Origin of the sequence: Elizabethkingia bruuniana, from assembly GCF_002024805.1 — a bacterium.
GTDB lineage: Bacteria > Bacteroidota > Bacteroidia > Flavobacteriales > Weeksellaceae > Elizabethkingia > Elizabethkingia bruuniana.
The window spans coordinates 52,044-63,876 of the sequence record NZ_CP014337.1 but is presented as its reverse complement, the minus strand read 5'-3'; the positions used below and the strand labels follow the sequence as shown (position 1 = coordinate 63,876).

The window sequence follows — 11,833 nt, the reverse complement described above, 5'->3', positions numbered from 1 at the left end:
TTTTTGAATGTTAGAATAATACATTCAGAAACCTGAATTATACCAAGAATAAATCAGAAGCTATACCATCAGCCAAAAACCAATGTTTTTCAGGAATTTTGAGATAACCTGAATCTTCAACAATTAATCCTTCTTCCTTTTTTGAATTCAAAAGATAAAGGAATTCTTCCTGAATATCTTTTTCAAAAGTCGATTGTATTTTAGCCATGTCTACTCCCCATATCGTACGAAGCCCAATCATAACCAGTTCATTCAATTGGTCTTTCGGAGAAAGCAGCTCTTCTTCAAAGTTTCTTGTATTTTCAACAAGGCCCTTTATGTACAATGCATTATTAGCGATATTCCACGAACGTATATTCCCGCCGTTGTAAGAATGAGCAGAAGGCCCAAACCCTAAATAAGGCTGTCCTTTCCAATACGCAGAATTATGTTTGGAATAAAAACCTTCTTTTGCAAAATTGGATATTTCGTAATGAATGAATCCCTGTTCTTTTAAAAACTCCGACATGTAGTAAAACTCTTCATTCTGGACTTCTTCATTCGGGGCTTTCACAACTTTATCTTTTATCCATTTTGCAAGTGCAGTCTTAGGCTCAACGGTCAATGCATAGGAAGAAATATGAGGTATCTGCAATGTTATTGCCTTCTGTAAATTTTCTTTCCATATCGGCATAGACGACGAGCCATAAATAAGGTCAATACTTATATTCTCAAGTCCAAAATCCTGTGCTCTTTTAATAGAATCTTCGGCCTCTCCGGAAGTATGTGCGCGATTCATAAGCTTAAGATCATCTTCAAAAAAAGATTGTGTTCCAATGCTTAGTCTGTTAACGCCACTTTTGGAAAGCTCCTTCAGAAACGAAGCATTCAAATCATCGGGATTGGCCTCTAAAGTAATTTCTATTTCAGAATCGAAATCATAATACTGTGCACTCTTATCTAGTAAAGCTTTTATTTCATCAACTGAAAGCAGTGAAGGGGTACCTCCGCCAAGATAAAGTGTTTTAATATGCTTATCAGTAAGTTCATGATGCCTGGAATCTATTTCCTTATGGATAGCCTTCATCATGTCATCCTTCAGGTTTAGTGAAGTTGAGAAATGAAAGTTACAATAACTGCATTTTTGTTTGCAGAAAGGTATATGGAAATAAAGCATAGCCTGTATATATAATTATCCGTTGTTGGACAGATAATTTCGCCACTTTTCAACTGCTGTACTCATATCTTCCGGCATAGGACTTTCAAAGAACATTTCTTTTTTAGTCGTCGGATGTATAAATCCTAAGGTATGAGCATGTAAAGCATGACGTGGTAAAACATCAAAAATATTCTGAACAAACTGTTTATATTTTGGAAGGTTTATTCCTCTCAGTATGGTATGTCCTTCATAACGTTCGTCATTAAACAAAGTATGTCCTATATGCTTAAAATGTGCTCTGATCTGATGCGTTCTTCCGGTTTCCAGCTTACACTGTACCCAGGTCATATAACGGAAGCGTTCCAATACCTTGTAATGCGTTACAGCATGTTTTCCATGACTGCCATCTTCATACACGGCCATTTGCATACGGTTTTTAAGATGCCTTCCGATATGCCCTCTGATGGTCCCTTCATCCTCATCTACATTACCCCATACAAAAGCCCAATACAAACGTTTTGTCGTTCTGTCGAAAAATTGTTTTGCAAGAAAGCTTAATGCATATTCATTCTTAGCAATTACCAATAACCCAGAAGTATCTTTATCTATACGGTGGACAAGACCTACACGATCCAGGTCCGATTTATCTCCGTTTTGTTCAAAATGGTATGCCAATGCATTGACAAGAGTTCCGCTCCAGTTTCCAAATCCTGGATGCACTACCATTCCTGGCTCCTTGTCTACTACAACAAGATCATCATCCTCATAAATAATATTAACCGGAATATTTTCAGGAATAATAACATTCTCTCTTGGCGGATGCGCCAGTAGAACGCTTATTTCATCACCTGGTTTTACTCTGTAGTTTTGTTTAACAGGCTTACCGTTAACCACAACATTACCAGCACGACATGTTTGCGAAATTTTATTTCTTGTAGAATTCTGTCTGAATAACAGCAGATATTTATCTATACGCAGGGGTTCCTGCTTTTTATCGACAACTAAATTAAGATGCTCGTAAAGACCTCCGGTTTCATCTGATATCTCTATATCATTAACATCATCAAAAAGGTCTTCATTTTCTTCTTCTGTCATTATTCAATAATTACCTTTTTCTTTTCTTTTGGTTTATCAGCAGGTTTATGTTCTTCAGACTTAGGTTTCTGCTCTGTTTTTGTAACCGGTTTTTTATCTGTCGTTTCCTTTTTCTCAGGCACTACTGTCTTAGGCGCATCCGTTTTTGGTTTTTCCACAGGTTTTGGTTTTACGGGACGTGGTGGCGGTGGAGTATCAAAATCATCGAAATTAGTATCTCCCGGATCTACTTGTGGAATAAGATTATGACGATAAATATTATCCAGTTCACTAATCTTAGCATGCATTTCTGCCGGTGTTTTCTTACTCGCCCACAAGTCTACCTGTACTCCCTGATCGGAAATACTTCCGGCAGCAGGGTTCTGATAGAATACAATCATTGACGGATCGGACACAGACTGGTCATATTCATCATAGAACAAACCACTCTCAAAATAATTCTGCTTAATAATTTCTTTAGCTTCCTGTAATGTTCTTCCTACAATATTAGGTACAGGTACATTTCTTTTAGGTCCCTGGCCAACTACTACATCAATAACAGAGAAACGAGGTACAAAATCACCTGGTTTTACCTGTGCCCCATTGTACATTAAACGGATTACAGCATCTTTAGCAATACTTGGTTCATATAAAGTGTCTCCAACTTTTAACCCTACAAGAGTAAGTTTATCAAAAGCTCTGTATTTATATGTGTCTATAACCTCCGGGATAACAACTTTAGCCCAGGTTTTAGGATTTATATATACTTTAATTGGTCTTCCGTCTTTCACACGTGAACCTGGCAGCGGATCTACTTTTAATACCTGAGATGGTTTAAATTTAGGATCGAATTTAAGGCTGTCTAACTGATAAGCCACCCCTGCATTATCCAATACCTCAATGGCCTTTTGTGCTGACATATTGATAACATTAGGCACTTCAATTTCTTTTCCGTGATTGGTGTGAAAATCTAACCAGCGAAAAGTTAACCAGACTAAACCAACGAAAACAACGATGGCTAAAAGGATATTAAGTAATACTTTCCAATTGAAAAGTGATTTTAGCATAAGGCAATTCTTAAAAATAGTAACGCAAATATATAAATTATTCAGCTAAACTTTATCGCAATATTTTTTTAGCTAAATTTGCCCTAATACATACCTTTTTATTTAATCGAATGGCAAAAAGAAATGTGGCCGTAGTAATGGGCGGCTATTCCGACGAATATGTAGTATCCCTGAAAAGCGGACAGCTTATTTTTGATGAACTAGACAGAGACCTGTACAATGTCTATAAAGTTCACATCCTGAAAGACGGATGGTTTTTAATTACTGATAATAACGAAAAATTCCCGATCAATAAAGGTGACTTTTCTGTTGACTTAAACGGAGAGCAGCTAAAATTTGATGTATGCTTCAACATTATCCACGGTACTCCGGGAGAAAATGGAATATTACAGGCATACTGGGATGCGGTTGGACAAAAGTATACAGGATGCAACTTTTATCAAAGTGCACTAACCTTTAACAAAAAAGATACACTTGCTGTATTGTCAAAATACGGAATCCCTTCTGCAAAAAGTATTTACATCCGAAAGGGAGAAAGTATTAATCATGACGAAATCATCGGTACATTAAGCTTACCTCTTTTTGTAAAGCCTAACCAATCAGGATCATCATTGGGAATTTCAAAAGTAAAAGAGGCTTCAGAACTTCAGAGTGCTATTGAAATCGCATTTAAAGAAGATGATGAAATCTTAATAGAAAGTTTTCTTAACGGAACAGAAGTTTCGGTTGGTGTATTAGATTATAAAGGAGAAACAATTGTTTTGGGAATTACCGAGATTGTTCCGAAGAACGAATTTTTCGATTACGAAGCAAAGTACAACGGTGCTTCAGAAGAAATTACACCCGCAAGACTAGATGACACTACCAGATTAAAAGTAGAAGAAATTTCCAAGAGAGCTTATGATTCATTAGGAATGAGTGGTTTCTCCAGAAGTGAATTTATCATTATGGATGGTACACCATACATGTTGGAAATGAATACAAATCCAGGATTCTCGCCAGCCAGCATCTTACCTCAACAGGCAAAAATATATGGTATTTCCATTAAAGATTTATGTGGAAATGAAGTAGAAAAAGCCTTCGAAAAAAAATAAAATCATGAAAATAGCCGTATTTCCGGGATCTTTTGATCCGATAACATTAGGTCATTACGATATTATTGAAAGAGCAGCACCTCTTTTCGACAAACTGATTATTGCCATTGGCCAGAATTCACAGAAGAAGTATATGTTCTCTCCTGAAAAAAGGATGGAATTTATTCAGAATTCTGTTGCTGAATTCCCAAATGTAGAAGTTGATTTCTTCGAAGGGCTAACTGTTGATTATTGTTTTGAGAAAAATGCTCAGTATATTATCCGCGGATTAAGAAATCCTGCTGATTTTGAGTTTGAAAAAGCAATTGCTCATACCAACAGAACGTTGGCTCATAAAAAACTGGAAACAGTATTTTTGCTGACTTCTTCTGGAAAATCATTCATCAGCAGTAGTATTGTCCGCGAGATTATTACCCACGGCGGAGAATATGAGCTATTAGTTCCTAATGCTGTAAGAGTTTAGAAATAAAAAATGAGTAATAGGTAATATATGCATGAACAACTCAATTTCGTTATCGAAATTCTCGGGACAATTTCCTTTGCCATGTCAGGATCTTTTGCTGCAATGCAAAGGAGGTTCGATCCTTTTGGCGTCGTTATTATTGCATTTATTACATCTGTAGGAGGTGGTACAGTTCGGGATCTATTGTTAGACGTTCCTGTTTTCTGGATGCACGATCTTACTATGTGTTCTGTAATATTCATTACCGCTATTTTTTCAATGATTTTTAAATCTATTGAAAAGAATTTTCAGGTGACACTCTTTATTTTCGACTCTTTTGGACTAGGTCTTTTCACTATTATAGGACTTCAGAAAGGCCTCAATGCGAACCTTCATCCCATGATATGCATCGTTTTAGGTACAATTACAGGGTGCTTCGGTGGTATTATCCGGGATATTCTTCTGAATAAAATTCCATTAATCTTCCGTAAAGAAATTTATGCAACAGCGTGTATTATAGGAGGTTCAGTATTTCTATTACTGGCAAAATTCACAACTCTTACCTATTCGTTTGTACAGGTTCTGACCATTTTGCTAATTGTAGCCATACGAACTCTGGCAGTAAAATATCATTGGGAAATGCCCAAGTTTTATGTCGGAAAAGAAAATTCTGAAATGTAAAATTAAATCAATAAAAAAAGCCACTTTTCAGTGGCTTTATATTTTTAGAAGTATTTTCCTCTTTGGCGCATATGCGGGTTATGCATGTGTTTTTGCATATTCGGCATCTTCAATTGCTCTCTCATCATCTTAATCTGATCCCCCATCATATCTGAAGTATCTAATCTCTTTGCTTCATCCATTAGGATTTTAGCTTCCTGCTTTCTGCCTTTTTGCATTGCAGCAGCGGCAAGATTAAGAGTTGCCAGTGCACGGTCATGCTTCATATTTAATCCATATTCCAGTGCTTTTTTCATATAAGGCTCTAATTTCGCCGGATTATCCTGCGCTGTGGTTAGCCCGGTTAAATAATGAAAATAGCCATACTGACTTTTATGAAGCTGAGACTGATAGTTTTTAATATTTGAAAGCCATTGTGCTGCTTTGGCAAAGTTTTGTTTTCTTAATTGCCAGAATGCCAACAGAATGTATTCATTTTTAAAAAATAATAGAATTGGTATTGCAGATAAAATAACAACTACTACTCCCCACCCTATGTTCCTATTAAACATCAGATAAATTCCGGCAGCAATTAATAAGCCAGCAATAAGAAATTTTATATACTTATTCATCTTTAAATTTTGAAGTGCAAAGATAAGAATTTTAAACAGTAAATTTATTCAGATGCGTTTACCTGTGTTCCTTTCTCTTCTTTTTTTATTCTTTCGAAAGTCTGAAAACAGAAATCAAATGCATTTTTATCATCTTTTTCAATACATTCCTCCTGAACAATTCGCCATTGTTTTTCATTAATTTCCGGGAAGAACACATCTGCATCAAATGTTCCGTCCACTCGCGTTAGCTCGATACTATCTGCAACTTCCATACATTGCTTGTAGATATCACCACCGCCAATTACAAATACTTTTTCGTCAATCTTTTTAGCATGTTTCAATGCTTCTTTCAATGTATTTACGATAAGAATACCTTCTTCAAACCAGTCAGTTTTTCTCGTAACAACAATATTGGTACGGTTAGGCAGAGCTTTTCCTATAGAGTCATAGGTTTTACGTCCCATTATGACAGGATGTCCGTTTGTAATTTCTTTGAAGTGTTTCAAATCTTTCGGAAGGTGCCATAACAGCTGGTTTCCTTTCCCGATTTCGTTATTTTTTCCTACTGCAACTACTATTGTTATCATTATTGAGGTTTGTTTTACAAATTTAGCACAAAAATTGTATTTTTGATTGAAACAAATTTTAAACATTAAAAAGATAGACTATGAAAAATAAAGGATGTATGAGTGCTGGGGTTATCCTCATTGTACTTATAGTTATTGTAGCGATTATCGGTTTCTGGGGTGTAGGAAAATACAACTCACTGGTAACCAAAGACCAAAATGTACAGAGCAAATGGTCTAATATCGAAACGGTTTACCAAAAACGAGCAAACCTTATCCCAAATTTGGAAAGAACAGTAAAGTCTTATTCCAAATTCGAACAGGAAACATTAACAAAAGTTGTAGAGGCTCGTTCTAAAGCAACATCTGTTACAATAGATCCTACTAACATGACAGAAGCTGACATTGCAAAATTTCAGGCCGCTCAGGGAGAATTAAGTGGAGCATTAAGTCGTTTAATGGCTGTTGTAGAATCTTATCCTAACCTGAAAGCAGATCAGCAGTACATTAACTTCCAGGCAGAATACACTGCTATAGAAAATAGTATCAGAATGGAAACTGTTAACTATAACGATGCTGCTAAAGAATACAATACATACAGAAATCAGTTCCCAACAAATGTAGTGGCTAACTTTACCAACTTTAAAGAAAAGCCATACTTTAAGGCTGATGCTGGTGCCAGCAAAGCTCCGGATGTTTTTAAAGGAGAATAATTATGACAACTGACTTCTTAACTAATACAGAAATGGCTTCCCTTGTGGAAGCCATTCAGAAAGCGGAAGAATATTCTTCAGGAGAAATACGTGTCCATATTGATACCCATTCCGAAAAGGATCTGGCAAAAGAAGCTATTGATGCATTTCATAAACTGGAGATGCAAAAAACGCAACATCGCAATGCCGTACTTTTCTATATTAGTTTTGAACAAAAATATCTGACAATTATTGGAGATAAAGGAATTCATGAAAAAGTACAGCAACACTTCTGGGATCAACTTCATGATGAAATCACCAAAAAATTTGCACAAAAGCTCTACTTCCAGGGGCTAAGAGATGCTCTCTTAAAAACAGGAACAGAATTGAAAAAACATTTTCCTGCAGATCAGGAAAACAAAAACGAACTCCCTAATGAGATCAGCTTCTCTTAAGTTATTCTTCACCTATATTTTTATAGGTTTCTACAGCTTGCTTTCGGCTCAGAATATTCTGCCAAAGCCGGATATTCTTTATCCTGTATATGACAAAGTAGGACTGCTTACCCAGCAGGAAAAAGATGCGCTGAACAATAAACTTATCAAGTTTGCTGATTCTACTTCCACAGAAATAGAAGTAATTATTCTGCCCAACACCAGTGGCGAAGATGTAAACTATCTGGCTGCACGCTATGGCGAAAATTGGAAAATTGGACAAAAAGGAGTTAATAATGGTGTTGTCTTTCTTATTGCTACGGAAGACCGCACAATGTCCATACAGCAAGGACGTGCCGTAGAGCAATATATTACAGCATCTACAGCCAAACAAATACTGGATTATCTTGTTACACCTTCTTTCAAACAAGGACAATGGTATAATGGTATAGACAGAGGAACTTCCGCTATTATGGAAGCTGTTCAGGGGAAATTTAAACCCCAGAAAAAAGCTCCGGAAGAAAAAAGAGGTAATTCTTCTTCTTTCCTTATTCTTATTTTCATCATTATCATTGTTATTATCGTCATGAACCAAGGCGGTAAAGGTGGTGGCGGAAGATATGACGACGACGATGTTACACTATCCCGCAGAGGTCGCAGTATATTCCCTGGTGGCATATTCTTCCCTGGCGGATTCGGCGGTGGCGGAGGCTCATTTGGTGGGGGTTCTTCCGGTGGCGGCGGATTCGGTGGATTTGGCGGCGGTGGTTCTTTTGGTGGTGGCGGAGCCAGCGGTGGCTGGTAATACTATAATTCCCGCTGAATTCTCATTGCTTTTCTAGCTGATTTTCAGTAAATTTACCAGAAATGTACAACATTGGACAAAACGCTGGTAATATTTGCTCATCCTTATTTTGAATATTCTAAAGCCAATATCAGGCTTATTGAAGCATATCAGAACATTGAGAATGTTACTTTCCGGGATCTTTATGAGGAATATCCTGACTTCAATATTGCTGCATTTAAAGAAAGAAAAAGATTGATGGTATATGATACCATTATATTCCATTTCCCGATGATCTGGTTCGGCATGCCTCCTTTACTGAAATTATGGATAGATGAAGTCTTTGATATGAAATGGTTATCTGGTCCGGACACAAGTCCTGTAAAAGGAAAAAAAGCCTATATTGTGTTGACTACAGGAGGCTCACAGAATGCCTATACACATGACGGGATATATGGAAATCCAGCTGAAGATTACATCAAAACACTTACCCAAAGTCTAAAGATTAATCATGTCTCTGTAGAGGATATTATTATAATTTATAATTCGGATCAGCTTTCAGATCATGAATTGGATCATCAATGTAAAAACATCAGAAAATTGGCATTAAACACGTGAGCGAACAAATATTCACCAATACACTTATATTTTTAGGAGCAGCTATTATCATGGTTCCTCTTGTAAGAAAATTGGGATTTAGTTCAGTCATTGGCTATATATTAGGAGGTATTATTATTGGTCCCTTTGTGCTTAAACTTACGGGGAATGCGGACGATGTAATGCATGCCACCGAATTTGGTGTCGTTATGCTTCTGTTTATTGTAGGTTTGGAACTGGAGCCTAAAAAATTCTGGTCTATGCGCCGGACCATACTCGGATTGGGAGGCATGCAGATGCTGGCAACAACAGCATTTTTATTTCTCATATTCTTCTGGACCGGATGGTATTATAAAATAGCTATTACAATGGCATTGTGTTTTGCTTTATCTTCCACCGCTATTGTTCTACAGACACTAAAGGAGAAAAACTTATTTAATACTGCCGCAGGCGAAGCTTCTTTTTCAATTCTTTTATTACAGGACATCGCAGTTATTCCGATTTTAGCCTTTCTTCCCTGGATCGCTAATCCGGATATGGATCAGGTGAATCATTCCGCGTTACTTATCAACATGCTTCCCAACTGGATGAAACCCTTTTCTGTACTCATTGGCGTAGGGATCCTTATTATATTGGGTCGTTATATTTTTGTTCCTTTCCTCCGTTATGTTTCTTCTTCAGGAATGAATGAGCTCCTCACCGCTACTTCTCTATTTTTGGTCGTTGGTGTTTCACATCTAATGACCTTAATTGGCCTTTCTCCTGCATTAGGAGCATTCTTAGCAGGTGTTATGCTTGCCAATTCCGAGTTCAGACACGAACTGGAAAGTAACATAAATCCATTTCGGGGACTTTTACTCGCTGTATTCTTTGTCAGCGTAGGATCCACTATTAACTTCAATGTTATTAAAGATGATCCATTGTTCATCTTTTCTGTTGTTGCTATTATATTAATTGTAAAGTTTGCAGTACTCTTTTTTATCGGAAAGGTCTTTAAAATGAGCATGGAGCAGAATCTGTTAATGTCTCTCGGTCTGTCTCAGGTAGGAGAATTTGCACTTGTACTCCTCAGTTTCGCCACCAAACTTTATCTGATTAATGAGGAGCTCAATTCTCAGTTAATGGCTGTAGTTGCCATCACCATGTGTATTACACCGATTCTACTATTAATTAATGAAAAGCTTATAGATCCTTATTTTAATGTAAAAGTGAGTGATGATCCCCATAAAAATGATGGAATGTTCGGTGAAAATAATATTATCATCGTAGGATATGGCCACTTTGGAAGTACTGTAGGCCGTCTTTTAAAAGTTAACGGGTTTCAAGCTACTATTCTGGATCATGACTCGGACAGAGTAAGCATGCTAAGAGATAACGGGCTGAAGGTTTTTTACGGTGATGCGACCCGAACAGAACTGCTAAGAGTTGCCGGTGCTGAAAAAGCTAAAATATTAGTTTTATGTCTTGACAGCCCTGAAGACAATTATACAATTATCCAGATTGCGAGAAAGCAATTTCCACACCTTAAAATATTTGTCCGCGCGAGAAATAGACTTGACAATTACGACTTTTTGAACAAGGGTGTTGAGAATATTTACCGCGAAACATTAGGAACAGCTGTAAATATGGGTGTAGATATTCTTCAGGCCGCAGGCATGCGTCGATATGCAGCTCGTAGAATAGGGCACCGTTTCGAAATTATTGACAAATTATCTACACGCCGTCTGGCCAAAGAAAGATTAAAAGAATCCCCGACCTTCACCATCAAGGAAGCCTTGGAACGTGAAGCAGAATTACTGAAAGATGATAATATATCTTTCGATGACCAGCACTGGGTAGATATAGAAAGTTAGCGGATTGTTACACTTCCACTGCTGCTTTCATTTTTAGTAATGGAAGGATTACCGTTTCTATAGATAACTACATCTCCACTGGAAGAGGCACTGGCATTAGCTTCTTTAGTCACTGATACCAAAACATCGCCAGAACTGGATGCTTCCACACGAGCTTTCTCTGCCTGAACATCTTTTGCATTAATTGTTGCAGAAGAAGATGCACTTGCACTAAAATCTTTTACTTTCCCTTTTACAAGAATATCACCAGAGGAAGACGCTCCTAGTGTAGCATTTACAGCCCAGATAGTCCCTTTGTAAGAACCGCTGCTATTAGATTTAATATCCATGCTATTCGCTTCAAAATTTCCTTCCAGACTACCGCTACTGGTTGTAGAGATACTCATTTTATCCTGAGTAAATTTATCTTTAACAATAACATCTGCAGAAGAATTGGCTTTGATACTGCTAAAATCTTTAGCAAAAATCTTAACTTTTACATTTTTGGTAGACAAATTAATTCTGAACCCACTTTTGTAATGTATATGCAAATCTCCACCATTATTTTCTACTAATATCAAATCCTGAAGATCTGACGGTGCAGAAACAATTACTTTCTCTGTTCCCGATTTTATAACTTCAGCATCCAGTCCGGAGCTTACTTCTATAGAATTAAAATCTCCGGAATAGGTTTTATCTGTAACAGGACCTGTCCCTTTTACATCAGTAAAACTTATTACCGCTCCCTCCCCCGATTTCACTTTAATACAGGATTGGAACACAACTAAGGCAATTGCCAGAATACTTAATTTTTTCATATCATACAGATTTAGGTTAAC

General features: G+C 37.0%; 14 protein-coding genes. 8 read left to right on the top strand and 6 right to left on the bottom strand.

All coding sequences use genetic code 11. The features are described from left to right. Positions 1 to 37: 37 nt before the first annotated feature. Genes hemW through AYC65_RS00290 form a run of 3 tightly spaced genes read right to left on the bottom strand, consistent with a single transcriptional unit; the run spans position 38 to position 3,279 of the window. Positions 38 to 1,156, bottom strand: coding sequence for a radical SAM family heme chaperone HemW (gene hemW, locus AYC65_RS00300; RefSeq protein ID WP_078674686.1), 1,119 nt, complete (start codon positions 1,154 to 1,156; stop codon positions 38 to 40). Positions 1,157 to 1,171: 15 nt separating this feature from the next. Further along, positions 1,172 to 2,233 carry an RluA family pseudouridine synthase gene (locus AYC65_RS00295; protein WP_034866629.1) on the bottom strand — a complete coding sequence of 354 codons (1,062 nt, stop codon included), beginning with the start codon at positions 2,231 to 2,233 and terminating at the stop codon, positions 1,172 to 1,174. Further along, a complete protein-coding gene (locus tag AYC65_RS00290; RefSeq protein WP_034866631.1) occupies positions 2,233 to 3,279 on the bottom strand; it encodes a PASTA domain-containing protein in 1,047 nt (348 codons plus the stop codon). Before AYC65_RS00290 ends, AYC65_RS00295 begins: the two co-directional genes overlap by 1 nt. Positions 3,280 to 3,389: 110 nt before the next feature. On the opposite strand from AYC65_RS00290, the gene AYC65_RS00285 reads away from it, so the two are divergent. Genes AYC65_RS00285 through AYC65_RS00275 form a run of 3 tightly spaced genes read left to right on the top strand, consistent with a single transcriptional unit; the run spans position 3,390 to position 5,496 of the window. Then, positions 3,390 to 4,373 (top strand): D-alanine--D-alanine ligase, encoded by a 984-nt coding sequence (locus tag AYC65_RS00285; RefSeq protein ID WP_034866635.1) that lies wholly within the window; start codon positions 3,390 to 3,392, stop codon positions 4,371 to 4,373. Positions 4,374 to 4,377: 4 nt separating this feature from the next. Then, on the top strand, positions 4,378 to 4,836 hold the full coding sequence (coaD, locus tag AYC65_RS00280) for a pantetheine-phosphate adenylyltransferase (RefSeq protein ID WP_009086358.1): 459 nt from the start codon (positions 4,378 to 4,380) through the stop codon (positions 4,834 to 4,836). Positions 4,837 to 4,863: 27 nt separating this feature from the next. Further along, a complete protein-coding gene (locus tag AYC65_RS00275) occupies positions 4,864 to 5,496 on the top strand; it encodes a trimeric intracellular cation channel family protein (RefSeq protein ID WP_024568725.1) in 633 nt (210 codons plus the stop codon). Between the two features lie 44 nt (positions 5,497 to 5,540). Here AYC65_RS00275 and AYC65_RS00270 read toward each other — a convergent pair whose 3' ends face one another. After that, positions 5,541 to 6,107: a hypothetical protein gene (locus AYC65_RS00270; protein ID WP_034866636.1), complete on the bottom strand. Its 567-nt coding sequence runs from the start codon at positions 6,105 to 6,107 to the stop codon at positions 5,541 to 5,543. A gap of 44 nt (positions 6,108 to 6,151) precedes the next feature. Further along, positions 6,152 to 6,676 (bottom strand): dihydrofolate reductase, encoded by a 525-nt coding sequence (locus tag AYC65_RS00265; RefSeq protein ID WP_034866638.1) that lies wholly within the window; start codon positions 6,674 to 6,676, stop codon positions 6,152 to 6,154. Between the two features lie 80 nt (positions 6,677 to 6,756). Between AYC65_RS00265 and AYC65_RS00260 the strand changes: the two genes are divergently transcribed. From AYC65_RS00260 to AYC65_RS00240, 5 genes are all read left to right on the top strand, one after another. Further along, positions 6,757 to 7,368: a LemA family protein gene (locus AYC65_RS00260; protein WP_024568728.1), complete on the top strand. Its 612-nt coding sequence runs from the start codon at positions 6,757 to 6,759 to the stop codon at positions 7,366 to 7,368. A gap of 2 nt (positions 7,369 to 7,370) precedes the next feature. Beyond that, on the top strand, positions 7,371 to 7,802 hold the full coding sequence (locus AYC65_RS00255) for a TPM domain-containing protein (protein WP_034866641.1): 432 nt from the start codon (positions 7,371 to 7,373) through the stop codon (positions 7,800 to 7,802). Further along, positions 7,783 to 8,586 (top strand): TPM domain-containing protein, encoded by an 804-nt coding sequence (locus AYC65_RS00250; protein WP_034866643.1) that lies wholly within the window; start codon positions 7,783 to 7,785, stop codon positions 8,584 to 8,586. The genes AYC65_RS00255 and AYC65_RS00250 overlap by 20 nt, the downstream gene beginning before the upstream one ends. Before the next feature lie 72 nt (positions 8,587 to 8,658). Then, the gene (locus AYC65_RS00245) at positions 8,659 to 9,183 is read left to right on the top strand and encodes an NAD(P)H-dependent oxidoreductase (protein ID WP_034866646.1); all 525 of its coding nucleotides are present in this window, start codon (positions 8,659 to 8,661) and stop codon (positions 9,181 to 9,183) included. Then, positions 9,180 to 11,015, top strand: coding sequence for a monovalent cation:proton antiporter-2 (CPA2) family protein (locus AYC65_RS00240; protein WP_034866649.1), 1,836 nt, complete (start codon positions 9,180 to 9,182; stop codon positions 11,013 to 11,015). The genes AYC65_RS00245 and AYC65_RS00240 overlap by 4 nt, the downstream gene beginning before the upstream one ends. On the opposite strand, the gene AYC65_RS00235 is transcribed toward AYC65_RS00240, so the two are convergent. Then, positions 11,012 to 11,812 (bottom strand): head GIN domain-containing protein, encoded by an 801-nt coding sequence (locus tag AYC65_RS00235; protein ID WP_034866651.1) that lies wholly within the window; start codon positions 11,810 to 11,812, stop codon positions 11,012 to 11,014. The genes AYC65_RS00240 and AYC65_RS00235 overlap by 4 nt on opposite strands. Between the last annotated feature and the right edge of the window lie 21 nt (positions 11,813 to 11,833).

Coding starts and splice junctions, on each gene's coding strand:
- hemW (WP_078674686.1), bottom strand. CDS start 1,156: ATGCTTTATTTCCATATACCTTTCTGCAAACAAAAATGCAGTTATTGT.
- AYC65_RS00250 (WP_034866643.1), top strand. CDS start 7,783: ATGAGATCAGCTTCTCTTAAGTTATTCTTCACCTATATTTTTATAGGT.
- AYC65_RS00275 (WP_024568725.1), top strand. CDS start 4,864: ATGCATGAACAACTCAATTTCGTTATCGAAATTCTCGGGACAATTTCC.
- AYC65_RS00260 (WP_024568728.1), top strand. CDS start 6,757: ATGAAAAATAAAGGATGTATGAGTGCTGGGGTTATCCTCATTGTACTT.
- AYC65_RS00270 (WP_034866636.1), bottom strand. CDS start 6,107: ATGAATAAGTATATAAAATTTCTTATTGCTGGCTTATTAATTGCTGCC.
- coaD (WP_009086358.1), top strand. CDS start 4,378: ATGAAAATAGCCGTATTTCCGGGATCTTTTGATCCGATAACATTAGGT.
- AYC65_RS00295 (WP_034866629.1), bottom strand. CDS start 2,233: ATGACAGAAGAAGAAAATGAAGACCTTTTTGATGATGTTAATGATATA.
- AYC65_RS00265 (WP_034866638.1), bottom strand. CDS start 6,676: ATGATAACAATAGTAGTTGCAGTAGGAAAAAATAACGAAATCGGGAAA.
- AYC65_RS00285 (WP_034866635.1), top strand. CDS start 3,390: ATGGCAAAAAGAAATGTGGCCGTAGTAATGGGCGGCTATTCCGACGAA.
- AYC65_RS00290 (WP_034866631.1), bottom strand. CDS start 3,279: ATGCTAAAATCACTTTTCAATTGGAAAGTATTACTTAATATCCTTTTA.
- AYC65_RS00235 (WP_034866651.1), bottom strand. CDS start 11,812: ATGAAAAAATTAAGTATTCTGGCAATTGCCTTAGTTGTGTTCCAATCC.
- AYC65_RS00255 (WP_034866641.1), top strand. CDS start 7,371: ATGACAACTGACTTCTTAACTAATACAGAAATGGCTTCCCTTGTGGAA.